Annotated in this window: 27 protein-coding genes; 12 read left to right on the top strand and 15 right to left on the bottom strand. The window is 64.0% G+C overall.

Going from position 1 to position 25218, the window contains the following annotated elements; translation table 11 throughout:
• Positions 1–32: 32 nt before the first annotated feature.
• The 5 genes from B4L76_RS15610 to B4L76_RS15590 all read right to left on the bottom strand — a co-directional run bounded on the left by B4L76_RS15610 (position 33) and on the right by B4L76_RS15590 (position 4506).
• A complete protein-coding gene (locus B4L76_RS15610) occupies positions 33–566 on the bottom strand; it encodes a C40 family peptidase (protein WP_296233720.1) in 534 nt (177 codons plus the stop codon).
• A gap of 139 nt (positions 567–705) precedes the next feature.
• Positions 706–1356, bottom strand: a complete 651-nt coding sequence (locus B4L76_RS15605; protein ID WP_296233719.1) for a C40 family peptidase — start codon at positions 1354–1356, stop codon at positions 706–708.
• A 126-nt stretch (positions 1357–1482) separates the two neighbouring features.
• A complete protein-coding gene (gene hda, locus B4L76_RS15600) occupies positions 1483–2190 on the bottom strand; it encodes a DnaA regulatory inactivator Hda (protein ID WP_296233718.1) in 708 nt (235 codons plus the stop codon).
• Between the two features lie 159 nt (positions 2191–2349).
• Positions 2350–3423, bottom strand: coding sequence for an AI-2E family transporter (locus B4L76_RS15595; protein WP_296233717.1), 1074 nt, complete (start codon positions 3421–3423; stop codon positions 2350–2352).
• 15 nt (positions 3424–3438) lie between these two features.
• A complete protein-coding gene (locus tag B4L76_RS15590) occupies positions 3439–4506 on the bottom strand; it encodes a DUF2066 domain-containing protein (RefSeq protein WP_296233716.1) in 1068 nt (355 codons plus the stop codon).
• Positions 4507–4826: 320 nt separating this feature from the next.
• On the opposite strand from B4L76_RS15590, the gene purM reads away from it, so the two are divergent.
• The 4 genes from purM (at position 4827) to B4L76_RS15570 (ending at position 7641) form a co-directional block, all read left to right on the top strand.
• Positions 4827–5885 carry a phosphoribosylformylglycinamidine cyclo-ligase gene (purM, locus tag B4L76_RS15585; RefSeq protein WP_186689768.1) on the top strand — a complete coding sequence of 353 codons (1059 nt, stop codon included), beginning with the start codon at positions 4827–4829 and terminating at the stop codon, positions 5883–5885.
• Positions 5885–6538, top strand: coding sequence for a phosphoribosylglycinamide formyltransferase (gene purN / locus B4L76_RS15580; RefSeq protein ID WP_296233713.1), 654 nt, complete (start codon positions 5885–5887; stop codon positions 6536–6538). Before purM ends, purN begins: the two co-directional genes overlap by 1 nt.
• Before the next feature lie 8 nt (positions 6539–6546).
• Positions 6547–7257 carry a DUF3108 domain-containing protein gene (locus tag B4L76_RS15575; protein ID WP_170028715.1) on the top strand — a complete coding sequence of 237 codons (711 nt, stop codon included), beginning with the start codon at positions 6547–6549 and terminating at the stop codon, positions 7255–7257.
• 201 nt (positions 7258–7458) lie between these two features.
• A complete protein-coding gene (locus B4L76_RS15570; protein WP_170028714.1) occupies positions 7459–7641 on the top strand; it encodes a hypothetical protein in 183 nt (60 codons plus the stop codon).
• A gap of 45 nt (positions 7642–7686) precedes the next feature.
• On the opposite strand, the gene B4L76_RS15565 is transcribed toward B4L76_RS15570, so the two are convergent.
• From B4L76_RS15565 to B4L76_RS15535, 7 genes are all read right to left on the bottom strand, one after another.
• Entirely contained in the window at positions 7687–8226 is a 540-nt protein-coding gene (locus tag B4L76_RS15565) for a DUF2058 domain-containing protein (protein WP_296233711.1), read from the bottom strand.
• Between the two features lie 26 nt (positions 8227–8252).
• Entirely contained in the window at positions 8253–9086 is an 834-nt protein-coding gene (gene mazG, locus B4L76_RS15560; protein ID WP_296233710.1) for a nucleoside triphosphate pyrophosphohydrolase, read from the bottom strand.
• A 69-nt stretch (positions 9087–9155) separates the two neighbouring features.
• Positions 9156–11396 carry a GTP diphosphokinase gene (relA, locus tag B4L76_RS15555; RefSeq protein ID WP_225776676.1) on the bottom strand — a complete coding sequence of 747 codons (2241 nt, stop codon included), beginning with the start codon at positions 11394–11396 and terminating at the stop codon, positions 9156–9158.
• Between the two features lie 96 nt (positions 11397–11492).
• Positions 11493–12851 carry a 23S rRNA (uracil(1939)-C(5))-methyltransferase RlmD gene (rlmD, locus tag B4L76_RS15550; RefSeq protein WP_296233709.1) on the bottom strand — a complete coding sequence of 453 codons (1359 nt, stop codon included), beginning with the start codon at positions 12849–12851 and terminating at the stop codon, positions 11493–11495.
• Positions 12852–13751, bottom strand: coding sequence for a cysteine synthase CysM (cysM, locus tag B4L76_RS15545; RefSeq protein WP_225776674.1), 900 nt, complete (start codon positions 13749–13751; stop codon positions 12852–12854).
• Between the two features lie 87 nt (positions 13752–13838).
• Positions 13839–15242 (bottom strand): sensor histidine kinase, encoded by a 1404-nt coding sequence (locus B4L76_RS15540; protein WP_296233707.1) that lies wholly within the window; start codon positions 15240–15242, stop codon positions 13839–13841.
• A 3-nt stretch (positions 15243–15245) separates the two neighbouring features.
• On the bottom strand, positions 15246–15965 hold the full coding sequence (locus B4L76_RS15535) for a response regulator transcription factor (RefSeq protein ID WP_296233705.1): 720 nt from the start codon (positions 15963–15965) through the stop codon (positions 15246–15248).
• A 193-nt stretch (positions 15966–16158) separates the two neighbouring features.
• Here B4L76_RS15535 and B4L76_RS15530 point away from each other — a divergent pair, with 193 nt between their 5' ends.
• Genes B4L76_RS15530 through B4L76_RS15515 form a run of 4 tightly spaced genes read left to right on the top strand, consistent with a single transcriptional unit; the run spans position 16159 to position 20823 of the window.
• On the top strand, positions 16159–18915 hold the full coding sequence (locus tag B4L76_RS15530; protein ID WP_296233703.1) for a response regulator: 2757 nt from the start codon (positions 16159–16161) through the stop codon (positions 18913–18915).
• Between the two features lie 48 nt (positions 18916–18963).
• Positions 18964–19953, top strand: coding sequence for a 2-hydroxyacid dehydrogenase (locus B4L76_RS15525; RefSeq protein ID WP_296233701.1), 990 nt, complete (start codon positions 18964–18966; stop codon positions 19951–19953).
• Between the two features lie 31 nt (positions 19954–19984).
• Positions 19985–20422, top strand: a complete 438-nt coding sequence (locus tag B4L76_RS15520) for a hypothetical protein (protein ID WP_296233699.1) — start codon at positions 19985–19987, stop codon at positions 20420–20422.
• A complete protein-coding gene (locus B4L76_RS15515) occupies positions 20419–20823 on the top strand; it encodes an META domain-containing protein (RefSeq protein WP_296233697.1) in 405 nt (134 codons plus the stop codon). The genes B4L76_RS15520 and B4L76_RS15515 overlap by 4 nt, the downstream gene beginning before the upstream one ends.
• A gap of 34 nt (positions 20824–20857) precedes the next feature.
• Here B4L76_RS15515 and B4L76_RS15510 read toward each other — a convergent pair whose 3' ends face one another.
• On the bottom strand, positions 20858–21322 hold the full coding sequence (locus B4L76_RS15510) for a TlpA disulfide reductase family protein (protein WP_296233696.1): 465 nt from the start codon (positions 21320–21322) through the stop codon (positions 20858–20860).
• A gap of 85 nt (positions 21323–21407) precedes the next feature.
• Between B4L76_RS15510 and arsC the strand changes: the two genes are divergently transcribed.
• From arsC to B4L76_RS15495, 3 genes are read left to right on the top strand one after another with little or no spacing between them, the layout of a single operon-like run.
• Positions 21408–21761, top strand: a complete 354-nt coding sequence (arsC, locus tag B4L76_RS15505; RefSeq protein WP_296233695.1) for an arsenate reductase (glutaredoxin) — start codon at positions 21408–21410, stop codon at positions 21759–21761.
• Positions 21758–22363, top strand: a complete 606-nt coding sequence (gene wrbA / locus B4L76_RS15500) for an NAD(P)H:quinone oxidoreductase (protein ID WP_296233693.1) — start codon at positions 21758–21760, stop codon at positions 22361–22363. Before arsC ends, wrbA begins: the two co-directional genes overlap by 4 nt.
• Positions 22356–22769: a DUF2069 domain-containing protein gene (locus B4L76_RS15495; RefSeq protein WP_296233692.1), complete on the top strand. Its 414-nt coding sequence runs from the start codon at positions 22356–22358 to the stop codon at positions 22767–22769. The genes wrbA and B4L76_RS15495 overlap by 8 nt, the downstream gene beginning before the upstream one ends.
• Positions 22770–22798: 29 nt before the next feature.
• Here B4L76_RS15495 and B4L76_RS15490 read toward each other — a convergent pair whose 3' ends face one another.
• Positions 22799–23470 (bottom strand): DNA-3-methyladenine glycosylase I, encoded by a 672-nt coding sequence (locus B4L76_RS15490; protein ID WP_296233691.1) that lies wholly within the window; start codon positions 23468–23470, stop codon positions 22799–22801.
• A gap of 3 nt (positions 23471–23473) precedes the next feature.
• Positions 23474–24298, bottom strand: coding sequence for a tRNA 2-thiocytidine(32) synthetase TtcA (ttcA, locus tag B4L76_RS15485; RefSeq protein WP_012270926.1), 825 nt, complete (start codon positions 24296–24298; stop codon positions 23474–23476).
• A 260-nt stretch (positions 24299–24558) separates the two neighbouring features.
• Here ttcA and B4L76_RS15480 point away from each other — a divergent pair, with 260 nt between their 5' ends.
• Complete coding sequence (locus tag B4L76_RS15480) at positions 24559–25158, top strand: Yip1 family protein (protein ID WP_225776662.1); 600 nt, start codon at positions 24559–24561, stop codon at positions 25156–25158.
• Positions 25159–25218: the final 60 nt, after the last annotated feature.

Genomic DNA, 25218 nt, shown 5'->3' with positions numbered 1-25218 from the left:
GACAGGTCAAACCGTGGAGCGTGCGGGAACAGTCAGGGATTCTGCGCCAGATGCCCGGCGGGGATCACCCGCTTGGCCTGCAGGTAGGCCTTGGCCCAGTAACTGTTGGACAGGTAGTCCAGGCGTACCGTGCCGCCCGTGGATGGTGCATGCACGAAACGACCCTCCCCGACATAGATACCGGCATGGCTGACTTGCGAACCGCCACCAGTGGCAAAGAACACCAGGTCACCGGACTGCAGCGACCCGACATCCACTGTCGGCGCCCGCATCACAATCATCTCCCGAGTCGAACGGGGCAAGCTGATACCAGCCGCATCCCGGTACACATACTTGATCAAGCCACTGCAGTCGAAGCCGGAATCCGGGGTATTGCCCCCCCAGCGATAAGGCGTGCCCACCAACCCGATGGCGCGCATCAACACGTCATCGGCAATCGGCGACGGGCTGGGCTGGCTGTAGGTGACCTGCGGCTGTACCACAGGGGCCGGCGCTGGCGCGCGGCTGGAGCATGCAGCCAGCAAGGCTGCCAGGGAAATCAATGCGAAGCGCGCCAGTCTTACCATGGCCAGAACATCCTGTCTGAGGTCGCGGGGCCGCAGCCGAAAAGAGTTGAGAATTTAGATTAGACGCTTTCTATAAATGCGCACGGCGGCGAGCTTTTTTCAAAGCATCGCCGCCGTGGCAAGGTACATCATTCTGCTATCAGTTGCGCGCGATATTGGTCGGCGCCATGGCCAAGGCCCGCTTGGCTTCGATGAAGGTCTTGCTCCAGTAGCTGTCGCCGAGGCTGTCGATGCGCACGCCACCGCTGCGGCGGCTGCTGGAGTGGATGAACTGGTTGTCACCCAGGTAGATGCCAGCGTGGCTGACGCGGCCGCGGCCGTTGGTGCTGAAGAACAGCAGGTCGCCAGGCTTGAGCTTGTTGCGGGCCACTTTCGGGGCATCGACGTTGATCATTTCACGCGTCGAACGCGGCAGGGTCACGCCCGCTTCTTCGCGGAACAGGTAGCCGATGAAACCACTGCAGTCGAAACCGGACTTCTCCGAGGTGCCGCCGAAACGGTAGCGGGTGCCGATCAGCGACATGCCACGCTCGAGAATGCTGTCAGCCAAGGCTGGCAACTGGTAAGGCTTGCTGCTGGAGAAGGCCTCCAGGTCATCTTCGGTGGCCAGCTCTTGCGGCTCGCCGAACACCGACGAGGACGAGGCTTTGGCCTTGAACGCCGATTCTGCGGCGATCGGGCTGTGATCCTGGGGCTGCTGCTCGGAATGAGAAGCCGGGCCATGGGCCGCGCAGCCAAAAAGCAGGGTCACGAGTGCGAGTGGCACGAGGGGTGCGAAGCGCTTGAGCATGGGCACGACCGTGTCTGTAATCCTTTAGAAGGGTGAAACTATGCCCTCTATCATGGCCATTTGCAAATTTTATCGAAAAAGATGTGACTTTTTTGTTTTGCCGCTCTGGCCCAGCGTTTTCGGCACTTACCAGCCGAGGGTTTCCTTTAGGAACGGGATGGTGAGCTTGCGCTGTGCCTGCAACGAGGCCTGGTCGAGGCGTTCGAGCAGGTCGAACAGGGCACTCATGCTGCGTGCACCGCGGGTAAGGATGAAATGGCCGACTTCGTCGGTCAGGTGCAGGCCACGGCGCGAAGCACGCAATTGCAGAGCGCGCAGCTTGTCTTCGTCGGACAGGCCACGCATCTGGAACACCAGGGCCAGGGTCAGCCGCGATTTCAGGTCCGGCAGCTTGACCGGCAGTTCGCGCGGCGACGCAGAGGCCGCCAGCAGCAGCCGCCGGCCGCTGTCACGCAGGCGGTTGAACAGGTGGAACATGGCCTCTTCCCAGTCGGCCTTGCCAGCGATCACGTGCAGATCGTCGATGCACACCAGCTCGTACTGGGCCAGGTAATCGAGCAGCTCGACGCCACGGTCGAGCAATTGCGCCAGCGGCAGGTACACGGCAGGCTCGCCGCGTTGCTGGAAGCGGTGGGTGGCCGCCTGCAGCAAGTGGCTACGGCCAACACCCTGCTTGCCCCATAGATAGATAAGGCTTTCGGTCCAGCCGGCGTCGGCTTCGCATAGCCGCTCGACGTAGCCCAACGCCGCAGCATTGGCGCCCGGATAGTAGTTGATGAAGGTGGCGTCATCGCGCAGGCGCACACCCAGGGGCAACTGGATCGGTGGTTTCATGCTCGCGGGCGGTCGCAGGACCGCAGGGGGGCCTTTGGTGAACAATCTGCAAAGTCTATACCCGCAGCGCGGGGCGCACAATCACGGCAGCGGATAGCACAAGTAAAATCAAGGAGTTGCGTCCCAAACAGGTTCCGCGCGCCGTGGCGCGGCCTGGCATCACAGCTCCGGGTCGACGCCCCCGGCATACATGTCCGATTCCTTGTACAGGTCGTGCACATGCCGCAGCAATACCATGATCACCGCCGCCACCGGCAGCGCCAGCAACACACCGGTAAAGCCGAACAGCTCACCGCCGGCCAGGATGGCGAAGATCACCGCCACCGGGTGCAGGCCTATGCGGTCTCCCACCAGCAAAGGCGTCAGTACCATGCCTTCCAGCGCCTGGCCAACCATGAACACCGCGACGATGCCCAGCATCGGGTACAAGTCGCCACCGAACTGGAACAGGCCAGCCACCAGGGCCGCGCCGATACCGATGACAAACCCCATGTACGGCACGATGGCCGCCAGCCCCGCGAGCATGCCGATCAGCAGCCCCAGCTCCAGCCCCACCAGCATCAGCCCGGCCGAATAGATGACGCCCAGGGCCACCATCACCATCAACTGCCCGCGGACGAAAGCACCCAGCACTTCATGGCACTCCCCGGCCAGGCCCATCGCTTGCGCCTCGCGCTGGCGCGGCAGCAGGCTGCGCAGCTTGGCCATCATCAGGTCCCAGTCACGCAGCAGATAGAAGCCCACCACCGGGATCAGCACCATGTTGGCCAACCAGGCCATCAGCGCCAGGCCCGAGGCGGTGGCATGCGACAGCAGCATGCCGACCAGGTCGGTGGTCTGGCTCATGTGGCTGCCGATGGCGGCCTTGATCCGGTCGAATTTCCAGAAGCCGTCAGCCAGACCCAGGCGGCTCTGCACCCAGGGCAACGCCATGTGTTCAAGCCAGTCGAGCATCTGTGGCGCCAGCTCGTAGAGACGCAACAGCTGCTTGGCCAGCAGTGGCACCAGCACCAGCAGCAGGGCCAGCAGCAGCAGGGTGAACAAGCCGAACACCGCGATCACGCCCCAGGTGCGCGACAGCCCCAGGCGCTCGAGGCGATCGACCAGCGGGTCGGCCAGGTAAGCCAGCAGAATGCCGACCAGAAACGGGGTGAGGATGTTGTGCAGGCTATAAAGCAGCACAGCGACCAGCAAGGCAACGCCCAGCCAGATCCAACGACGTACGTCGGTCATGCTGTGTGCCTCCCCTTACCAGCGAAAACGCAGGCCGTTGAACGGCGTGGCCGCAGGCTGGGCCGGCGTGAACGGTGGCACGCCCGGCGCCCCTGCCGCAACTGGCGGGGCCGGCAACGCCGACGCCTGCTCGGCCGGTACTTCCTGCAGCCTGGCCAGACCAAGCTGGGCCCGCAGCTGTTCACGGCTGGCGGTCAGCGCATAGGTCAGGGTGCTGCCCTCGACCATTTGCAGGCGCGGGCCGTAAGGTTCGAGCACGCGGGCCAGCTCGGCGTAGCGCTGCAGGTTCATGCCCTGCACTTGCACCTGCAACTGGCTGCTGGCGCCGGGGCGCGTGACGTAGCGCGGCGCCAGACGGACGCTGACCGCCTGCATCACGGCGTCCGCCAAGGCTGCCGGGTCGGCCCCCTCGGCAGTGCCTTGCTCACGCTGGTCACCCAGCCACAGCTGCCACTTGCCTTGCCACTTGCCGTCGGCTTCGCGGGCGTGCACCGCCAGCAGCGCATCGGCACCGTAGCGTTCGGAGGCTTCACGCAGCGGCGCCGGGTTGCTGCTTTCGATCTGCCCGGGGTTGGCCACCAGTTGCTCCTGCAGGTCGGCCAGCGGCAGGCGCAGCGGCAGGCCACGGTGCTGGGCTGCGCGGCGCAGCGGTTGGGCGCTGGCCTGGCCATCGCCGACCAGGCTGCTGCCTTCGGCGCTGTCGTTCAGCCACCAACCGAGGATCGACGGGCGGTTGCTGCCCCACAAGGCCAGGCCGGCCTTGCGCAGGGCCCGCTCGGTACTGCCGGGGTCGAATTCGACCAGCACCGACTCGGGTGGCCCGGCCTCGCTGCCCACCTGGTTGATGATTTGCTGTGGGTCCTTGCGCAGCTCGGCCAACGCCGGGTTCTGCGCCGCCTTGGGGTCGCCGGTCAGACGCAGCACCAGGGTGTCGAGCGCTTTGGCGGTAGCCGCGGCGCGGGCTTCGGCGCCCGGCCCGGACACCGCTTCGCGCACCTGGTAAAGGCCGGAGACATTTTCAGCCTGGACGGTGGCGGAGATCAGGGCCAGGCAACCGGCTGCCAGAATATTGAACAAACGCATGGAGGATTCCTGTCCAGTCGAGCTTCAAGCCGTAAGCTTCAAGCGGCAAGAAAAAGCAGGCCGAGCGCCAGACTGCCTTGCGAAGCAGCTTGCAGCTCGTTGCTTGCAGCTTATACACATGCAACCGCATCAACCACCCCAAGGCTTTTTTCAACAATTACCGCCCTGCCCGTCGGCCTGAGGATGGCCGCTGCACGGCAACCCTGATAAAATCGCGCGCCTTCACAGACCACTGACGTTTCAGGCAGCCGCCGCTTACCAGCCGGCCTTGGCCGTCATGGTCGTTTTTTAGAATCCCTCCCTCCTAAAGGCCTGGATCAATGAGCAAGCAACCCTCCCTGAGCTACAAGGACGCCGGTGTAGACATCGACGCCGGCGAAGCACTGGTCGAACGCATCAAGGGCGTGGCAAAACGCACCGCACGCCCTGAAGTCATGGGTGGCCTGGGCGGCTTCGGCGCCCTCTGCGAGATCCCGGCCGGCTACAAGCAACCGGTGCTGGTGTCCGGCACCGACGGCGTCGGCACCAAGCTGCGCCTTGCACTGAACCTGAACAAGCACGACAGCATCGGCCAGGACCTGGTCGCCATGTGCGTCAACGACCTGGTGGTGTGCGGCGCCGAGCCGCTGTTCTTCCTCGACTACTACGCCACCGGCAAGCTCAACGTCGATGTGGCGGCCACCGTGGTCACCGGCATCGGCGCCGGTTGCGAGCTGGCCGGCTGCTCGCTGGTCGGTGGTGAAACCGCCGAGATGCCGGGCATGTACGAAGGCGAAGACTATGACCTGGCCGGTTTCTGCGTCGGCGTCGTGGAAAAGGCCGAGATCATTGACGGTTCCAAGGTCGCCACTGGCGACGCGCTGATCGCCCTGCCCTCCTCGGGCCCGCACTCCAACGGCTATTCGCTGATCCGCAAGATCCTCGAAGTGTCGGCCACCGACATCGAGAACACCCAGCTGGACGGCAAGCCGCTGGCTGACCTGCTGATGGCGCCGACCCGCATCTACGTCAAGCCGCTGCTGCAACTGATCAAGAACACCGGCGCGGTCAAGGCCATGGCCCACATCACCGGTGGCGGCCTGCTGGACAACATTCCTCGCGTACTGCCGGCCAACGCCCAGGCGGTGATCGACGTGGCCAGCTGGCAGCGCCCGGCGGTGTTCGACTTCCTGCAGGAAAAGGGCAACGTCGACGAGCATGAAATGCACCGCGTGCTGAACTGCGGTGTCGGCATGGTCATCTGCGTGGCCCAGGACCAGGTAGAAGCCGCCCTGAACGAACTGCGCGCCGCCGGTGAGCAGCCATGGGTGATCGGCCACATCGCCGAAGCCGCCGAGGGCGCTGCCCAGGTCGAGCTGCAGAACCTCAAGGCACACTGATGCCAAGCAAGACCTGCAATGTAGTGGTACTGCTGTCGGGCTCCGGCAGCAACCTGCAAGCCCTGATCGACAGCTGCCAAGGCGCCGACAGCCCGGTGTGTATCCGTGCGGTGGTTTCCAACCGCGCTGACGCCTACGGCTTGCAACGCGCCGCGGCGGCCGGCATCGACAGCGTGGTACTCGAGCACACCCAGTTCGACAGCCGTGAAGCCTTCGATGCCGCGCTGATGGCGCGCATCGACGATTTTGCTCCGGACCTGGTGGTACTGGCCGGCTTCATGCGCATCCTCAGTGGCCAATTCGTACGCCACTACCAGGGCCGCCTGCTCAACATCCATCCGTCGCTGCTGCCCAAGTACAAGGGCCTGCATACCCACCGGCGGGCATTGGAGGCAGGCGACGCCGAGCATGGCTGCAGCGTACACTTCGTGACAGAGGAACTCGATGGCGGCCCATTGGTCGTACAGGCTGTAGTGCCGGTGGCGTCTGACGACACCGTCGAAAGCCTGGCCCAGCGGGTTCACCGTCAGGAACACCTGATCTACCCGCTGGCAGTGCGCTGGTACGCTGAGGGGCGCTTGCGCCTCGGCGAACAGGGCGCATTACTGGATGGCCAACCCCTGGCGGCCAGCGGTCACCTGATTCGATCCTAGGAGAATTTATGCGTCGCGCCCTGCTCTTGGCTCTCGCCGTGCTCGCCCTGCCCCTCCAGGCAGCTGATCTGAAGCCTTTCTCGGCCAGCTACACCGCCGACTGGAAACAGCTGCCCATGAGCGGCACCGCCGAGCGCAGCCTGGTCAAGAATGCCAACGGTACCTGGGACCTTAACTTCAAGGCTTCCATGATGATTGCCAGCCTGACCGAGCAAAGCACCCTGCGCATGGACAACGATACCCTGCTGCCGCAGCAGTATCACTTCGAGCGCGGCGGCCTGGGCAAGGCCAAGAAGGTCGACCTGAACTTCGACTGGAACGCCAAGAAGGTCACCGGCAGCGATCGTGGCGATGCCATCAACCTGCCGCTGAACCGTGGCGTGCTCGACAAGTCGTCCTACCAGCTGGCCCTGCAGCATGACGTGGCCGCCGGCAAGAAGAGCATGACCTACCAGGTGGTCGACGGTGACGAGATCGACACCTACGACTTCCGCGTGCTGGGTACCGAAAAGGTCACCACCAAGACCGGCCAGGTGGATGCGGTGAAGGTCGAGCGTGTACGCGACCCAAGCCAGAGCAAGCGCATCACCGAGCTGTGGTTTGCCAAGAACTGGGACTACCTGCTGGTGCAACTGCGTCAGGTCGAGACCGACGGCAAGGAGTACGTGATCGTGCTGCAGGATGGCACGGTCGACGGCAAACCGGTGAAGGGTAACTGATCCGCGCTGCCCGCAGCACCCGAAGCCCTGCCTTGTGCGGGGCTTTTTTTGCCTGGTAGACCGTGGGCCGGTACAGGCAACACGTATCCCATTTCATGAAACTTGTTTCATGGCTGTTTTATTTACTTAGCCTGCTAACAAACTCTATAAAGAGGGTGTGCGACAGAGTGTCGCAGCCAACTCAAGAAGTGGAGTTTAACGATGACAGTCCAAGTAACCGAACGCGACGAATCGAAAATGTCCCACGAAGGCCTGGCCGCTGGCGTGCGGATCTGGGATGTGCACCAACAAGGCCAGCTGGTGGGCATGTTCCACAATGAACACGAAGCACACCAGTACCGGGCCGAGCTGGAAAACCTGGAAAACCAGCGCACCACGCAATGAATCCGCTACCCATGAAAAACCCCGCCAAGGCGGGGTTTTTGCTGTTTACCACATCAGGTCGTCGGGGATCTTGTACGCCGCATACGGGTCATCCTCGTCCGCTTCCTCGACATGGGTGTTGAGCAGCAGGATACGGCTGGGGTCGCGCTCCTGGATCTTCACCGCCGCTTCGCGGGGGATGACCTCGTAACCACCGGCAAATGACACCACGGCCAGCGCACCGTTGCTCAGCTTGGTGCGCATCAGGGCGTTGACGGCAATACGCTTGACCTTCTTGTCGTCGACGAAATTGTAGTAGTCCTCGGTGTTCAGTTTGGGCAGCCGGGTGGCTTCGATCAGTTGCTTGATCTGCGCGGCACGGGCCTTCTGCTCGGCTTTTTCCTGCTGCTGGCGGTTCAGTTCCTGGTCACGCCTGGCTTTCTCGGCCATGGCTTCCTTGGCCAGGCGCTGCTGGCTGTCGTCCACCTCGACCTGGCCTTTGTGCTCCAGGCGTTTCTGTTTCTTCTCGGCCTTGTTGGCCTGGGAAACCTGTTTCTGGTTGACCAGACCGGCTTTGAGCAATTGGTCGCGAAGGGAAAGGCTCATGAATGTTCACTCACTTATGCAACAGCTCAGCCGCAGCTGGGCAGGTTCTTTTCCTGACGTTTGGCTTCACCCCAAAGGGCGTCCAGCTCGTCAAGGTTACAATCCTCGATGGGGCGCCCACTGTCGCGCAAGGCCTGTTCGATGAAGCGAAAACGCTGTTCGAACTTGCGGTTGGCGCGGCGCAGGGCGTGTTCCGGGTCGTGCTTGAGGTGGCGGGCCAGATTGACCGTGGCGAACAGCAGGTCGCCGATTTCATCTTCGAGCGCATTGGCATCGCCGTCGGCCATGGCCTGCAGCACTTCGTCCAGTTCCTCGCGGACCTTGTCCAGCACCGGCAATGCCTCAGGCCAGTCGAAACCGACGGTGGCCGCGCGCTTTTGCAGTTTGGCGGCACGCGACAATGCCGGCAAATTCGCCGGTACGTCGTCAAGCAGCGACAACTGCTCGGGCTGGTTTTTTTCCGCGCGCTCCTCGGCCTTGATTTCTTCCCAGCGTGACTTGACCTGGGCCTCGGTCAGGCTTGGCGTGTCTACCGGCGCATACAACTCACCAGTAGGGAACACATGCGGGTGGCGGCGAATGAGCTTGCGGGTAATGCTGTCGACCACGCCATCGAACTCGAAGCGCCCCTCTTCGCGGGCCAGCTGGCTGTAGTAGACCACTTGGAACAGCAGGTCGCCCAGCTCGCCTTGCAGGTGCTCGAAATCGCCGCGCTCGATGGTATCGGCGACCTCGTAGGCCTCTTCGATGGTATGCGGGACGATACTCGCGTAGTTCTGCTGCAGGTCCCATGGGCAGCCGTACTGCGGGTCGCGCAGGCGGGCCATGAGGTGCAGCAGGTCGTCAAGGGTGTAGGTCATCTGAGCAGGAGTCCTTCGGTGGTGGCTGCTTCGCGGTTCAACCCACCCCGCGAAGCAGGCGCCGCAGTGTCAAGGCGTACGATTACGCCGCGTCTCGATGATGTTCGGCAACTGCGAGATCCGCCCCAGCAGGCGCCCCAACGCGTCCAGGCCGGGAATCTCGATGGTCAATGACATCAGCGCGGTGTTGTCTTCCTTGTTCGAGCGGGTATTCACCGCCAGCACGTTGATTTTCTCGTTCAGCAGCACCTGCGACACGTCGCGCAACAGACCCGGGCGGTCGTAGGCACGGATGACGATGTCGACCGGGTAGGTCTGCACCGGAATCGGCCCCCAGCTGACCTGGATCATGCGCTCGGGCTCCTTGCCTGCCAACTGCAGCACCGAGGCACAGTCCTGACGGTGGATGCTGACGCCGCGGCCTTGGGTGATGTAGCCGACGATGGCGTCGCCCGGCAACGGCTGGCAGCAGCCGGCCATCTGCGTCAACAGGTTACCGACACCCTGGATCTGAATGTCGCCACGCTTGCCGCTCCGTGGCCCGGTTGGCTTGCGCGGCACCAGTTCGATCTGCTCGATGCGCTCAGGCTCCAACAGTTGCTGGGCCGCGTTGACCAGATGAGCCAGGCGCAGGTCGCCTGCGCCAAGCGAGGCGAACATGTCTTCGGCGGTCTTGACGTTGGTCTTTTCGGCCAGGCGCTCGAAGTCCACCTGAGGCAGGCCCAGGCGGCTGAGCTCGCGCTCGAGCAAGGTCTTGCCGGCAGCGACGTTCTGGTCGCGCGCCTGCAGCTTGAACCAGTGCACGATCTTGGCCCGCGCGCGCGAGGTGGTGACATAGCCCAGGTTGGAGTTCAACCAGTCACGGCTGGGGTTGCCGTGCTTGCTGGTGATGATCTCGACCTGTTCGCCAGTCTGCAGGCTGTAGTTGAGCGGCACGATGCGCCCGTTGATCTTGGCGCCGCGGCAGTTGTGACCGATCTCGGTGTGCACGCGGTAGGCGAAGTCCAGCGGGGTAGCCCCCTTGGGCAGGTCGATGGCGTGGCCGTCCGGGGTGAACACGTAGACCCGGTCCGGCTCGATATCGACCCGCAACTGCTCGGCCAGGCCCCCGATGTCACCCAGTTCTTCGTGCCATTCCAGCACCTGGCGCAGCCAGGAGATCTTTTCTTCGTAATGGTTGGAGCTGGACTTGACGTCGGTGCCCTTGTAGCGCCAGTGGGCGCAAACCCCGAGTTCGGCTTCCTCGTGCATGCCGTGGGTACGGATCTGCACCTCCAGCACCTTGCCCTCGGGGCCGATCACCGCGGTGTGCAGCGAGCGGTAGCCGTTTTCCTTGGGGTTGGCGATGTAGTCGTCGAACTCCTTGGGAATGTGCCGCCACAGCGTGTGCACGATACCCAGTGCGGTGTAGCAGTCGCGGATTTCCGGCACCAGCACGCGCACCGCACGTACGTCATAGATCTGGCTGAACTCCAGGCCCTTGCGCTGCATCTTGCGCCAGATCGAATAGATATGTTTCGCCCGACCGCTGATGTCGGCCTTGACGCCGGTGGCCAGCAGTTCGTTCTGCAGCTGGTTCATCACGTCGCTGATGAAGCGCTCGCGGTCCAGCCGCCGCTCATGCAGCAGCTTGGCAATCTGCTTGTACTGATCGGGTTCAAGGTAGCGGAAGGACAGGTCTTCCAGCTCCCACTTGATGTGGCCGATACCCAGGCGGTGGGCCAGCGGCGCATAGATATCGAACACCTCGCGGGCAACACGCAGGCGTTTCTCGTCGTCGGCGGCCTTGACCGCACGGATCGCGCAGGTGCGCTCGGCCAGCTTGATCAGCGCCACGCGCACGTCATCGACCATGGCCACGAGCATCTTGCGCAGGTTCTCGACCTGCGCCTGCGAACCCAGCACCAGCGACTGCCGCGGGCTGAGGCTGGCGCTGATGGCCGCCATGCGCAGCACGCCGTCGATCAGCTTGGCCACAACCGGGCCGAAACGCTGGCTGACCTCGGCCAGGGTCACCTTGCCCTCGCGCACCGAGCGATAGATGACTGCCGCTACCAGGGAATCCTGGTCGAGCTTGAGGTCGGCGAGGATCTCGGCGATTTCCAGGCCCGCCTGGAAGCTGGACGTCCCGTCTGCCCAGGAATGCTTGGCCGGGTTACCTTTTTTCTCGACCTCATGGGCGAACTCGCAGGCCTCTTTCAGCGCTGCGCGATCCAGTGCCGAATCGACGCTCACCACATGGTCCAACCATGCATCGAGATTGATACTGCCGTCAGTGTTGACCGGCTGGTGCACTCTCACCTGTACCATCTTTGTTTTACCTTTCCATACAGCGCACCACGCAGGTGCGCTGGCGATCACCGTGCGGCTGCCATTCCGTGAAAGCCGCACCAAGGGGCCAGTCAGCTAGCCCGCTTCGAATAACGCCATGGCCTCGACATGCGCCGTCTGAGGAAACATGTCGAGAATCCCGGCCCTTTTTAACCGGTACCCCTGGCCGACCAGCACCTGGGCGTCTCGCGCCAGCGTGGCCGGGTTGCACGATACATAGACCAGCCGTCTGGCCTTGAGGCGGGCGATGCCTTGCACCACCTCGAAAGCACCGTCGCGCGGTGGATCCAAGAGTACCGCAGAAAAGCCCTCGGCGGCCCATCCGGTGCCTGCCAAAGGCTGCGATAAATCGGCCTGAAAAAACCGTGCGTTATGCACATTGTTGTTCCGGGCATTGGCTGCGGCCCGATCGACCATGGCCTGCACGCCTTCCACTGCTACCACCTCACGCGCCCGGCGCGCCAGCGGCAGGGCGAAGTTGCCCAGGCCGCAGAACAGGTCCAGCACACGCTCGTCGGCCTGCGGTGCAAGCCAGGCCAGGGCCTGCTCGATCATTGCCGTGTTGACCTGGGCATTCACCTGCACGAAGTCCCCTGGGCGCCAGGCCAGTTCCAGTTGCCATGGCAGCAGGGCGAAGCCCAGTTGCGCTGTCGGCTCCACCGGTGCCGGCTCGCCTTCGCCTTGCAGCCACAGTTGCGCCCTGGCCTGCGCGCAGAACGCCTGCAGCCTGGCCAGGTCTTCTGCTGGCAGCGGCGCGACATGACGCACCAGCAGCGCCTCGGCGGTGCCGCTGAACAATTCGACATGGCCCAGCGCCTGCGGCTTGCTCAACGAACGCAGCACGGTCGGCAAGTGGCGCAGAATCGACTGCAAGGGCTGTACCAGCACCGCGCAATCATCGATGGCAATGATGTCCTGGCTGGCTTCGGCGCGGAAGCCTACCTGCAACTGGCGTGCCTTGGCATCCCAGCGCACCGCCACGCGGGCCCGGCGCCGGTAGCCGAATTCAGGCCCGCTCAGCGGGGCGGCCCATTCCTCGGGCTGCACGCCGGCCACCCGCTGCAACTGCTCGGCCAGGGTACGCTGCTTGAGCGCCAGCTGTGCCTCGTGCGGCAGGTGCTGCAGGTTGCAGCCACCGCAACGGCCGTAGTACCGGCAGGGGGCCTCACGGCGCTCGGGGCTGGCCTGCAGCAGCCGCTCCAGGCGGGCCTCGACCACTTTGCCACGAGCGTTGAGCACCCGCGCCTCCACCGCCTCTCCGGCCAGGGCGCCACTGACGAACCAGGTGCGCCCCTCGAAGAAGGCGATACCGCGGCCGTCACCGGCCAGACGCTCGATGTCCAGCCGCTGTTTCTTGCCCACGGGCACCTGGGAGGTACGGTTGCCGCCGGCCGGCTGGAAACGCAGACCGCTGTTGCTTTTCTTCTTGGACATTTAGCTCAGGTCGAACAGGCCGGTGGACAGGTAACGGTCGCCACGGTCGCAGATGATCGCGACCATCGTGGCATTTTCCACCTCGCGGGACAGGCGCAGCATGGCCGCGACCGCACCACCGGACGACACGCCGCAGAAAATGCCCTCTTCACGGGCAAGGCGGCGGGTGGTGTCCTCGGCTTCCTGCTGCGACATGTCGACCACCCGGTCGACGCGGGTAGCGTCGAAGATCTTCGGCAGGTACTCCTCGGGCCAGCGGCGGATGCCGGGGATGGCCGAACCTTCCATCGGCTGCAGGCCGATGATCTGCACCGCCGGGTTCTGTTCCTTGAGGTACTGCGAGCAGCCCATGATGGTACCGGTGGTGCCCATGGAGCTGATGAAATGGGTGATGGTGCCCTGGGTCTGCTGCCAGATCTCCGGGCCGGTGCTGGTGTAATGGGCGATCGGGTTGTCGCCGTTGGCGAACTGGTCCAGCACCAGGCCACGGCCTTCGGCTTGCAGCTTCTCGGCCAGGTCACGGGCACCTTCCATACCCTCTTCCTTGGTCACCAGGATCAGCTCGGCGCCGTAGGCGGTCATGGCGGCCTTGCGTTCGGCGGTAGAGTTGTCGGGCATGATCAGGATCATCTTGTAGCCCTTGATCGCCGCTGCCATCGCCAGGGCGATGCCAGTGTTGCCAGAGGTGGCTTCGATCAGCGTGTCGCCGGGCTTGATCTGGCCGCGCAGTTCGGCACGGGTGATCATCGACAATGCCGGGCGGTCCTTCACCGAGCCGGCAGGATTGTTACCCTCGAGCTTGAGCAGGAGGGTATTGCTGGTTTCGCCAGCGATGCGCTGCAGGCGAACCAGAGGCGTATTGCCGACGCAATCGGCGATGGTTGGGTACTGCAAGGTCATGGCGTATTTCACAATCCGGACGGCAGGGGCGCCTATCATACCGGCAAACCCTGCGCGGCCATATCACGCAATCTGTGATGAATATAGCTACAAGCTATATGTGCCTGTTGTGGTTGTCCTGCAGGGCAGCTTTGCCTGTTGGGTGTCCTCTGCATATAAGGGCAAGCGCATCCACAACCGCAGCCCGCGTTTACCGTTTTCTGCCCACAAGGTGCCGCCCTGGCGCTGAATGGCACTGCGGGCGATGCTCAACCCCAGGCCGAAGCCCCCATCCCCGGGCCGTGAGCCGTCCAGCCGCGAGAACGGCGCAAAGATCCGCTCCAGGTCCTCGTCACCTACGCCGCCACCTTCATCCTCCAGCCACAGCCGCCAATAGCTGCCGTCACGCTGCCCGCCCAAGCGCACCACACCCTCGGCCGGTGAATGCCGGATGGCATTGCGTAAAAGGTTCTCCAGCGCCTGGGCAAGATGATTGAGGTTGCCCCGCACCCAGCAGTCGGCCGGCACCTCACAGCGCAGCCGCGCCAGCGACCAGCCGCTCTCGTAGCTGGCGTTCTCGGCCAACAAGTCCCACAAGGCGTGAATCTCGATCGGCTCCAGGTTCAGCGGCGCACGCTCGGCGTCTTGCCAGGCCAGTTGCAGGGTATCCTCGACCAGTTGCTGCATGCAGGCCAACTCTCGCGACAGGCGTTCGCGCAGGCGCGGCAGGTCGGTTTCACCGTCGCAGGCCACGCGCAACCGGCTGAGCGGCGTGCGCATTTCATGGGACAGGTCGCGCAGCAATTGCTGCTGCATGGCCACGGTGCCTTGCAGGCGCTCGGCCATCTGGTCGAAGGCGCGGGCCAGCTCGCCCAGTTCGTCGTGCCGGGCGATGGTACGCGAGTCGAGGCGCGCCGACAGCTGGTCGGCGCGCCAGGCGTTGGCCTGCTCGCGCAACTGGTTCAACGGCACGATCAGCATGCGGTAAAGACCTACGCACAGCAGCAGGGTGAACAAACCAGGGATGATGCCGTTGGTGACGACCCGCCATAACAGCCGGTGCTGGCCGGGGTTGAAGCGCTGCGGCAGTTCGATCACCAGCAAGCCCTGCTCCGCTGCCCCCGGAAACGGTATGCGCAGCCATGGCTGACCCACGGTGCGCTGACTCATCGGCCAGTCGACGCCGCGCAGGCGGGTCAAGCGCTGCATGATCTGCGGGTCGAGGCTGGCGCTGTCAAGTGGCCGCAGGTTGAGGTCGAAAACGCCAACCCAGCCACGTTCGCGCTGGCGCATCGTTGCCACCCAACGGTCCAGCCCTGCCCGCCCGCCGCTGCGCCAGGCCTGCTCGGCCTCGCTGGCATAACCACGCAACACCTGCTGCGCCGGTGCCGAAAGAAAGGCGTCCTGGGTTTCCATGTGCCGCCCCCAGGTGTAGCTGAGGCCGATCATCAGCAGGCAGAAGCCCACTAGCAGGATGGCCAGTTTCCAGAACAACGAATGACGGTCGAGCATGGCTCACTGCGCCTCGCTGGCGCTGAGCACATAGCCCTTGCCCCACACGGTACGGACCTGCCGTGCGTGATAACCGATGGCCTTGAGCTTGCGGCGGATCTGGCTGACATGCATGTCCAGGCTGCGGTCATGCCGCGAATAGCCCCGTTGCAGGACCTGCTGGTACAGGAACGGCTTGCTCAACACCTCGTCGGGGTTGCGGTTGAGGATGTCGAGCAGACGATATTCGCTGGGCGTGAGGCCAGCCAGGCGGCCCTCCAGGCGTACATCGCACAGGCCTTCGTCGTAGTGCAATTCACCACTGGCGGGCTGCGCCTGCGGGGCGCGGTGGCGCCGTTCGAGGGCGACCCGGCGCAGGATCGCCTCGATGCGCACCTGCAGTTCGGCCATGCTGAACGGCTTGGGCAGGTAGTCATCGGCGCCGCGCTGGAAACCGTTGATGCGGTCGGCCTCGGCCCCCAGTGCCGACATCAGGATTACCGGCGTGGCGCTGCGTTTGCGCAACTGCGCCAAGGCATCCAGGCCATTGAGCCCGGGCAGCAGGATGTCCAGCAGCACCACATCGAAGGCGTGACGCCCTGCTGTTTCCAGGCCCTCCAGGCCATTGCGGCACCAGGTCACCTGGAAGCCGCCGCATTGCAGCGTTTCGTGCAGGTAGGCACCCAGCACCGGGTCATCCTCGATAGCGAGGATATTGCAGTTGTGAAAAGCTTCGGGATTCATTGGCAACTGCCATGCATTCTCAATTGCGCAATTATCGAGCATCCGCCGCCCGCCGGGCAACCGCGCTGCGACCAATGCGCGGCAACTGGCATGAAACACCGACTAAAGAGGTGCAATGCTGCCGCAGGCGGAGTAACTTCCCGCCTTGGCCGTCATCGCTTGACGGCGTCCAGGCACATGACAGGAGGCGAGTGTGCTCGATCGCTTGGGAATACGCAGCCGGGTCCTGCTGCTGGCCCTGCTGCCAGCCAGTCTGATGGCGCTGGTGCTGGGCGGCTACTTCACCTGGCTGCAGCAAAACGACCTGCGCACCCAGTTGCTGCAACGCGGCAAGATGATTGCCGAACAACTGGCACCGCTGGCTGCACCCGCCATGGCCAGGCTGGCACCGGCGCAACTGGAGCGCATCGCCGCACAGACCCTGGAGCAAGCCGATGTGCGCGCCGTCGCCTTCCTGGCCCCGGACCGCACACGCCTGGCCCACGCCGGCCCGAGCATGCTCAACCAGCCGCCAAGCGGCGGCACCGGCATGCAACTGCTGCAGCGCAGCGGCAATGACGCCACGCGCTACCTGATGCCGGTGTTCGGCCACCATCGCGACCTGGCGACCGACGCCGTGCCGGCCGAAGCCGAACGCCTGCTGGGCTGGGTCGAGATCGAGCTGTCCCACGACGGCACGCTACTGCGCGGCTACCGCAACCTGTTCACCAGCCTGTTGCTGATCCTCGCCTGCCTGGTGCTCAGCGGTCTGCTGGCGCTGCGCATGAGCCGTACCATCAACGATCCCATCGAGCGCATCAAGCACGCGGTCAACCAGCTCAAGGACGGCCATCTGGAAGAACGCCTGCCGACCATGGGCAGCCATGAGCTGGACGAACTGGCGCGCGGCATCAACCGTATGGCTGAAACCCTGCACAATGCCCATGAAGAACTGCAGCACAGCATCGACCAGGCCACCGAGGACGTGCGCCAGAACCTTGAAACCATCGAGATCCAGAACATCGAGCTGGACATGGCGCGCAAGGAGGCTCTGGAGGCCAGCCGCATAAAGTCGGAATTCCTGGCCAACATGAGCCATGAAATCCGCACCCCGCTCAACGGCATCCTCGGCTTTACCCACCTGCTGCAGAAAAGCGAACTGACCCCGCGTCAGCTGGACTACCTGGGCACCATCGAGAAATCCGCCGACAACCTGCTGGGTATCATCAACGAGATCCTCGACTTCTCCAAGATCGAGGCCGGCAAGCTGGTGCTCGACAGCATCCCGTTCAACCTGCGGGACCTGGTCCAGGACACCCTGACCATCCTCGCCCCGGCTGCCCATGCCAAGCAGCTGGAGCTGCTCAGCCTGATCTACCGCGACACCCCGTCGTCGCTGATCGGCGATCCGCTGCGGCTCAAGCAGATCCTCACCAACCTGGTCAGCAACGCCATCAAGTTCACCCGCGAGGGCACCATCGTCGTGCGCGCCATGCTCGAAGACGAGCACGAAGACAGCGCACAGTTGCGCATCAGCGTGCAGGACACTGGTATCGGCCTGTCGCCCCAGGATGTGCGCACGCTGTTCCAGGCGTTCAGCCAGGCCGACAACTCGTTGGCTCGCCAGCCCGGCGGCACCGGCCTGGGCCTGGTGATTTCCAAGCGTCTGATCGAGCAGATGGGCGGCGAGATCGGCGTCGACAGCACCCCGGGCGAAGGTTCGCAGTTCTGGATCAGCCTCAACCTGCCCAAGGCCCACGACGATCTCCAGGAGCCGCCACTGCAACCGCTGCTGGGCCGCCGCGCAGCCATTGTCGATGGTCACGAACTGGCCCGCCAGGCGCTGGAACACCAGCTGGAAGACTGCGGGCTCAGCGTCAGCCTGTTCACCTCCTATGCCCAGTTGCTGCAGGGCGTACAGGCCGCCAGCCAGGCCGGCCAGCCATTCGAGTTCGCCGTGCTCGGGGCCAACCTGGGCAACCTGTCGCCCGAACAGCTGGGCCATTACCACCAGCAGCTGGAACGTTACCATTGCCAGTGCGTGGTGCTGTGCCCGACTACCGAGCAGGCGCTGTATCATCCCTACCTGCCCAACGGTCATGGCCAACTGCTGTCCAAGCCGACTTGCACCCGCAAACTGCGGCGTCTGTTGCTGGAGCTGGTGCAACCGCGCCGTCCCCTGGGCGAGGCGAACAGCGTCAACGGACAACGCCAGCCGAAGATCCTCTGTGTCGACGACAATGCCGCCAACCTGCTGCTGGTGCAGACCCTGCTTGAAGACCTGGGGGCCGAAGTGCTGGCCGTCGACAACGGCTATGCTGCGGTGCAGGCAGTGCAGAACGAGCCCTTCGACCTGGTGCTGATGGACGTGCAGATGCCCGGCATGGACGGCCGCGCCTGCACCGAGCAGATCCGCCTGTGGGAAAACACCCAGAGCGGCAACCCGCTACCGATCGTCGCCCTCACCGCCCACGCCATGGCCAACGAGAAACGTGCGTTGCTGCATGGCGGCATGGACGACTACCTGACCAAACCGATCAGCGAACGGCAACTGGCCCAGGTGGTGATGAAATGGACCGGGCTGAGCCTGGGCACGCCACGGCAGGAGCGCCTGACCGAACAACTGGCCAGCGGCGATGAACTGCAAGTGCTCGACCCCGAAGAAGGCCTGCGCCTGGCCGCCGGCAAGGCGGACCTGGCGGCCGACATGCTGAGCATGCTGCTGGCCTCGCTGGAGGCTGACCGCGAAGCCATACGCGCCGCCCGCGAGGCCGACGACCGCACCACGCTGATCGAGCAGGTGCACCGGCTGAACGGCGCCTCGCGCTACTGCGGTGTCCCGCAGCTGCGCGCCGCGTGCCAACGCAGCGAGACCTTGCTCAAGCAGGAACACCCCCAGGCGCAGCAGGCGCTGGATGAACTGGATGCTGCCATCGACCGCCTGGCTGTCCAGGCCAGATTGAGCGCCTGAGCAGAGCGGCCTGGGGCCGCAGCCGAGTGAATCTTGAGGAGCATTACCATGCACGCCCTGTTGTTCAGCAGCCAGCACTACGACCAGGAAAGCTTCAGCCAGGCCGCCAGCGGCACCAGCGTGGACCTGCATTTCCAGCCTGCCCGCCTGACCCTCGACACCGCGGCCCTGGCCGAGGGCTACGAGGTGGTCTGCGCCTTCATCAATGACGAGCTCGACGCCCAGGTTCTGCAGCGCCTGGCCGCCGGCGGCACGCGCCTGATCGCCTTGCGCTCGGCCGGCTACAACCATGTCGACCTGGCCGCCGCCCGGCGCCTGGGCCTGACCGTGGTGCGCGTGCCGGCCTACTCGCCGCATGCCGTGGCGGAACATGCCGTTGCGCTGATCCTGGCCCTCAACCGGCGCCTGCACCGAGCCTACAACCGTACCCGCGAAGGTGATTTCACCTTGCACGGGCTGACCGGCTTCGACCTGCACGGCAAGACCGTCGGCGTAGTCGGCACCGGCCAGATCGGTTCCGCCTTCGCCCGCATCATGGCCGGTTTCGGCTGCCAGCTGCTGGCCTACGACCCTCATCCCAACCCAGAGTTGCTAGCGCTGGGCGCGCGCTACCTGCCGTTGGCCGAGCTGCTGCGCGAAGCCCGTATCATCAGCCTGCACTGCCCGTTGAACGAGCACACCCGCCACCTGATCAATGCGCACAGCCTGGCCCGGCTGCAACCCGGCGCCATGCTGATCAACACCGGTCGCGGCGCGCTGGTCGACACCCCGGCACTGATCGACGCACTCAAGAGCGGCCAGCTCGGCTACCTGGGCCTGGACGTCTATGAGGAAGAGGCCCAGCTGTTCTTCGAGGACCGCTCCGACCTGCCGCTACAGGACGACGTACTGGCCCGCCTGCTGACCTTCCCCAACGTGATCGTCACGGCTCACCAGGCCTTCCTGACCCGTGAAGCCCTGGATGCCATCGCTGCGACCACACTGGACAACATCGACCGCTGGGCGGCAGGCAAACCACAGAATCTGGTGATGGGTTAGTGCTAGGATACGCGGCATTTCTGGAGGACCCATGGTCGAGCACGATTTCCGTTACACCCTTTTCAACCCGCAACACACCCTGATCGAGTGCCGCGCCCTGGTGCCGGGCCGTTATCAGGTCACCGGCAACGGTGGTTCGATGCACAAAGGCGATACCCTGCTGGTCACTCTCAAGGGCAGCAAGGACCTGTCGATGCGCCTGACCGTGGAGAGCGTGCGTCACCTGATCAACCCGCGCGGCCAGTGGGTTGCCGTGGCCAGTGGCCCGGTATTCAACGAGCTGGAAATCCTTGCCTGGCAGGTCGCCTGCGACAGCTGCGACGCCGTGCTCGAGTTCGAGTTTGCAGTGGATGCCAAGCTGGGCAAGAAAGCCCGCCAGCCTGCCGCCAGTGCACGTATTGCCGAGCTGGGTTGGGCCTGCCGTGGCGAAAAACACCTGTGCCCGCGTTGCCAGGAGAGCGCCGAGTGAAGAATCTGCTGACCGGCGTGCTGATTGCCTCCGGCCTGCTGGGCTGCGCCGCCGAACCTGCCAGGCTGCAGCAGGAGCGCAGCTATGTTCTGGAGTGGATTGGCGAACGGCCGCTGGTCGATTACAGCCACCTGACCCTGACCCTGGCCAGCGATGGCCGTGCCTATGGCAACGCGGGTTGCAACCATTGGTTTGCACCATACACGCTGGAGGGCGAGCACCTGAGCTTCGGCAAGGTCGGCAAGACCCGCAAACTGTGCGCGCCGGCCTTGATGGAGCAGGAAAAACGCTTCTTGCAGGCGCTGGAAACCGTGCAACGCTGGGACGTGTCGCCGATCGAGCAGATGCGTTTCTGGCCGGCCGAGGGCAAGCCGCTGCGCTTCTGGCCTGAAGAAGGCTGAGGACTGCCGGGGCCGCTTTGCGGCCCCGGGTACATCAGGCGCCCTTCAGGGCCTTGATCCTGGCCTGTAGCCCTTCGAGCGTCTGCTCACCCAACAACTGCTCACGCACGTTGCCCTGGTCATCGATGATATAGGTGACCGGCAGCGCCTCGCTGCGCGGCAGGTCATAACGCTCGGCCGGGTCCTGGGCCAGCACGGTGAAATCGATGCCCAAGGTTTCGCTAGCCTGCTTCAGGTCCTGCCCCTGCAAGCCGTCGAAATTCACCCCCACCACCTTGATGCCGTCGCCCGCCCATTGCTTGGCCGCCGCGTTCAGTTGCGGGATTTCGGTACGGCACGGCCCGCACCATTCGGCCCAGTAGTTGAGCACCAGCCAGTGCCCGTCGAGCTGTTCGGCCTTAACCGTATTACCGTGCTGGTCCACGCCATAATCGGCACCGCAACCACCGAGCAACAGGCTCGCGGTGATGGCCAGTACTGCTGCCAGACGCCTTGCCATGGGTCAATCCTTCTCGAGTTTTCAAGCAAAATGGTCAGTCGCTGCGGTTAGAATAGCCGCCACACCCTGCTGGAAGCGACCCGACATGACCGACCTGACGCTCTATCATAACCCGCGCTGCTCGAAATCCCGCGGCGCACTGGAACTGCTCGAAGCCCGCGGCCTGGCACCGACCATCGTGCGCTACCTCGACACCCCGCCCGACGTCGCCACCCTCGCGGCCCTGCTCGGCAAGCTGGGTATCGGCCCGCGCCAGTTGCTGCGTACCGGCGAAGACGAATACAAGGACCTGAACCTGGCCGACCCGGCGCTGACCGACGCGCAACTGATCGAGGCCATGGCCCGCCACCCCAAGCTGATCGAGCGGCCGATCCTGGTCGCCGGTGACAAGGCCGTGGTCGGCCGTCCGCCGGAGAAAGTGCTGGAGATCCTGCCGTGACCGCGCCCTATATCCTGGTGCTGTATTACAGCCGCCATGGTTCGACCAGCGAGATGGCCAGGCACATCGCCCGCGGCATCGAGCTGGCCGGCCTGGAGGCTCGCCTGCGCACGGTGCCGGCGATTTCCACCGAATGCGAAGCGGTAGCCCCGGACATCCCGCCCAGTGGCGCGCTGTACGCCACCCTGGACGACCTGCGCCACTGCGCCGGGCTGGTACTGGGTAGCCCGACCCGCTTCGGCAACATGGCGGCGCCGCTCAAGTACTTCCTGGATGGCACCAGCAGCCTATGGCTGGGCGGTGAGCTGGTCGGCAAGCCGGCGGGCGTGTTCACCTCCACCGCCAGCCTGCATGGCGGCCAGGAAACCACCCTGCTGTCGATGATGCTGCCGCTGATGCACCACGGCATGCTGGTCATGGGCCTGCCATACAGCGAATCGGCATTGCTCGAAACCCGCGGCGGCGGCACGCCATATGGCGCCAGTCATCATGCCGGGGCCGATGGCAAGCGCGAACTGGACCAGCACGAAATCGCCCTGTGCCGCGCCTTGGGTCAACGCCTGGCGACTACCGCCAAGGCCTTGGAGGCCGCACGTGGCTAGAAAGCCCAAGGTGTTGCCGCCGCTGGAATGGCTGGCCCCGCGCCTGCGCCTGACGCGAGTATTGAGCCTGGCATTTTTCTTCGGCCTGGTCGCCCTGCTGCTGGTGAACAATCTGTATTTCGCCAACCTGCATGGGGCTCGGGTCGAGGTCATTCTGGCGATCGAGCTGGTGCCGCTGCTGCTGTTGCTGCCGGGCATGCTGGCAGGCAGCGCCCGCGCGCATGCGTGGACCTGTTTCGTGGTGAATATCTACTTCATCAAGGGCGTGCTGGCGGCATTCGACCCGGCGCGGTCGGTGTTTGGCTGGCTTGAGGTGCTGGTAAGCCTGGGGCTGTTCATCGCCGGGTTGCTGTATGTGCGCTGGAAGTTCCAGCACGAGCGGCGCCTGGCGGGCGAAGGCAGCTGAATTCGGGGCCGCTTTGCGGCCCCCGGATCTCAATGGTTGACGGTGTGCGCCAGCATCACCGACAACTGACACAGCGGCCGGCCACTCTCGGTATGCCACTGGTTGAACGCCTGTTGCACCAGGGCCAGGTCACGCTGGCTGGTCGGCGGCTTGTCGATCACCTTCTGCGCAATCAATGCCGCCGCCATGTCATCGGTGGGGATGAAGGTATCCTTGCCGACCATGCGCAGGAAGCGCGGCGCCGATAGCCCGCCCAGCTGGTTGCCGTGCTTGGCCAGGTACTTCCACAGCCCAACGATATCGGTCACCGGCCAGTCGGCGATGAATGCGCCAAAGCTGCCATGCGCTTTGGTGATATCGAGCACCATCTGCGCATTGCGCGGCACGCTCTTGAGCTTGCCCAGGTGGCGAATGATGCGCTCGTCGTGCATCAGCCGCTCCAGGTGTTCGGCGCCCATCAATACCACCTTCTCCGGGTCGAAGCCGAAGAACACCTGCTCGAACGCCGGCCACTTGGCATCCACCAGGCTGTGCTTGAGCCCGGCGCGGAATACGCGCAGGGCCAGGGTCGACAGGTAACGGTCGTCGCTGATGTCACGCAGTTGCGCCGGCGTACGCGGCTGCGGCAGGAAAGCCTCCAGGGCCTTGGCCGAGCCGAAGCGATTCAGGCAATACTCGTGCAGCCACTGATAGTCGCGCATGGGTCAGATATTCAGCACATCAAGGAAACGCGGCGTGGCGTTTTCGTCAATCTTCAGGCTGGTGAAGTCGAACAGGTTGCGGTCGGCCAGCTGCGACGGTGCCACGTTCTGCAGAGCGCGGAAGATGCTCTCGGTACGGCCCGGATGCTTGCGCTCCCACTCCACCAGCATGTCCTTGACTACCTGACGCTGCAGGTTTTCCTGCGAGCCGCACAGGTTGCACGGGATGATCGGGAATTCCTTCATGTCCGAATAGGCCTGGATATCCTTCTCGCTGCAGTAGGCCAGCGGGCGGATCACCACGTTGCGGCCATCATCGGCACGCAGCTTCGGCGGCATGCCCTTCAGCGCACCGTTGAAGAACATGTTGAGGAAGAAGGTTTCGACGATGTCGTCGCGGTGGTGCCCCAGCGCCATCTTGGTCGCGCCGATTTCGTCGGCGAAGGTGTACAGGGTGCCGCGACGCAGGCGCGAACACAGCGAGCAGGTGGTCTTGCCCTCGGGGACCAGCTCCTTGACCACCGAGTAGGTGTCCTTCTCGACAATGTGGTACTCGACGCCCAGTTCCTTGAGGTAGGCCGGCAACACATGCTCCGGGAAGCCCGGCTGCTTCTGGTCCATGTTCACCGCGACGATCTCGAACTTGATCGGCGCCACCTTCTGCAGGTGCAACAGAACGTCGAGCATGGTGTAGCTGTCCTTGCCGCCGGACAGGCACACCATGACCTTGTCGCCATCCTCGATCATGTTGTAGTCGGTGATGGCTTCGCCGGCGAGACGACGCAGGCGTTTTTGCAGTTTGTTCTGGTTGACCGAGAGGGTGCCCATAGCGCTTGGATCCGCGAGGTGTGACAAAAGCCGGCTATTTTACGCACAAACGCGCCGCTGCTGTAGGCATTCCGACAAAGACTTCAATGTAATCAAGAGGCGCACTGACAGCGCGATTTGCTCTAAAAAGCACGGTTTATGTAGGTAACGGCTTCCTATACTGCGACATAAGGCCACATTACCGCTTGCATCGGTGTTCCGGCCTCGGGCCGCTGCGCTCCATTTGGGGGCATCTGGCAACATTGAGAGGAGTGATCGGCATGATTCATCACGTTGTGGGGCTGTTTACCCATCCCGACCAGGAATGGCGGGAAATTCGTGGCGAAGAAGAAACCATCAGCCACATGTACCTGACGCACACCCTGATCCTGGCGGCGATTCCCGCTGTTTCAGCGTTCATCGGTACCACCCAGGTCGGCTGGGTGATCGGCGATCGACCGGCGGTGATGCTGACCATGGAGAGCGCCATCTGGATGAGCATCATGTCGTACCTGGCAATGCTTGCCGGGGTCGCGGTGATGGGCGCATTCATCCACTGGATGGCGCGCACCTACGATGCCAACCCGTCCATGGCACAGTGCGTTGCCTTTGCCACCTACACTGCCACGCCATTGTTCATCGGCGGCCTGGCGGCGCTGTACCCGCACCTGTGGCTGGGCATGCTGATAGGAACCGCAGCCATCTGCTACACGGTGTATCTGCTGTACGTCGGTTTACCGACGTTCATGAACATCCCGTCCGACGAAGGCTTCCTGTTCTCCAGCTCGGTGCTGGCGGTGGGCCTGGTAGTACTGGTGGCGATCATGGCTGCCACGGTGATCATCTGGGGCCTGGGCGTGGGGCCCGTGTACACCAACTAGAACGTGACCAACACTGGGGCATCTGCCAGGGGCCGCCGCAAGGCGGCCTCTGCCTGTGCG

The organism is Pseudomonas sp. UBA4617 (assembly GCF_002386445.1).
Classification (GTDB): domain Bacteria; phylum Pseudomonadota; class Gammaproteobacteria; order Pseudomonadales; family Pseudomonadaceae; genus Aquipseudomonas.
Note: the sequence above shows the minus strand (reverse complement) of the source record. Positions and strands in the feature narration are given on the sequence as shown.

Bases quoted from the DNA above. Each gene is read 5' to 3' on its own strand.
- B4L76_RS15610 (WP_296233720.1), bottom strand. From the start codon at position 566: ATGGTAAGACTGGCGCGCTTCGCATTGATTTCCCTGGCAGCCTTGCTG.
- B4L76_RS15605 (WP_296233719.1), bottom strand. From the start codon at position 1,356: ATGCTCAAGCGCTTCGCACCCCTCGTGCCACTCGCACTCGTGACCCTG.
- hda (WP_296233718.1), bottom strand. From the start codon at position 2,190: ATGAAACCACCGATCCAGTTGCCCCTGGGTGTGCGCCTGCGCGATGAC.
- B4L76_RS15595 (WP_296233717.1), bottom strand. From the start codon at position 3,423: ATGACCGACGTACGTCGTTGGATCTGGCTGGGCGTTGCCTTGCTGGTC.
- B4L76_RS15590 (WP_296233716.1), bottom strand. From the start codon at position 4,506: ATGCGTTTGTTCAATATTCTGGCAGCCGGTTGCCTGGCCCTGATCTCC.
- purM (WP_186689768.1), top strand. From the start codon at position 4,827: ATGAGCAAGCAACCCTCCCTGAGCTACAAGGACGCCGGTGTAGACATC.
- purN (WP_296233713.1), top strand. From the start codon at position 5,885: ATGCCAAGCAAGACCTGCAATGTAGTGGTACTGCTGTCGGGCTCCGGC.
- B4L76_RS15575 (WP_170028715.1), top strand. From the start codon at position 6,547: ATGCGTCGCGCCCTGCTCTTGGCTCTCGCCGTGCTCGCCCTGCCCCTC.
- B4L76_RS15570 (WP_170028714.1), top strand. From the start codon at position 7,459: ATGACAGTCCAAGTAACCGAACGCGACGAATCGAAAATGTCCCACGAA.
- B4L76_RS15565 (WP_296233711.1), bottom strand. From the start codon at position 8,226: ATGAGCCTTTCCCTTCGCGACCAATTGCTCAAAGCCGGTCTGGTCAAC.
- mazG (WP_296233710.1), bottom strand. From the start codon at position 9,086: ATGACCTACACCCTTGACGACCTGCTGCACCTCATGGCCCGCCTGCGC.
- relA (WP_225776676.1), bottom strand. From the start codon at position 11,396: ATGGTACAGGTGAGAGTGCACCAGCCGGTCAACACTGACGGCAGTATC.
- rlmD (WP_296233709.1), bottom strand. From the start codon at position 12,851: ATGTCCAAGAAGAAAAGCAACAGCGGTCTGCGTTTCCAGCCGGCCGGC.
- cysM (WP_225776674.1), bottom strand. From the start codon at position 13,751: ATGACCTTGCAGTACCCAACCATCGCCGATTGCGTCGGCAATACGCCT.
- B4L76_RS15540 (WP_296233707.1), bottom strand. From the start codon at position 15,242: ATGCTCGACCGTCATTCGTTGTTCTGGAAACTGGCCATCCTGCTAGTG.
- B4L76_RS15535 (WP_296233705.1), bottom strand. From the start codon at position 15,965: ATGAATCCCGAAGCTTTTCACAACTGCAATATCCTCGCTATCGAGGAT.
- B4L76_RS15525 (WP_296233701.1), top strand. From the start codon at position 18,964: ATGCACGCCCTGTTGTTCAGCAGCCAGCACTACGACCAGGAAAGCTTC.
- B4L76_RS15520 (WP_296233699.1), top strand. From the start codon at position 19,985: ATGGTCGAGCACGATTTCCGTTACACCCTTTTCAACCCGCAACACACC.
- B4L76_RS15510 (WP_296233696.1), bottom strand. From the start codon at position 21,322: ATGGCAAGGCGTCTGGCAGCAGTACTGGCCATCACCGCGAGCCTGTTG.
- arsC (WP_296233695.1), top strand. From the start codon at position 21,408: ATGACCGACCTGACGCTCTATCATAACCCGCGCTGCTCGAAATCCCGC.
- B4L76_RS15490 (WP_296233691.1), bottom strand. From the start codon at position 23,470: ATGCGCGACTATCAGTGGCTGCACGAGTATTGCCTGAATCGCTTCGGC.
- ttcA (WP_012270926.1), bottom strand. From the start codon at position 24,298: ATGGGCACCCTCTCGGTCAACCAGAACAAACTGCAAAAACGCCTGCGT.
- B4L76_RS15480 (WP_225776662.1), top strand. From the start codon at position 24,559: ATGATTCATCACGTTGTGGGGCTGTTTACCCATCCCGACCAGGAATGG.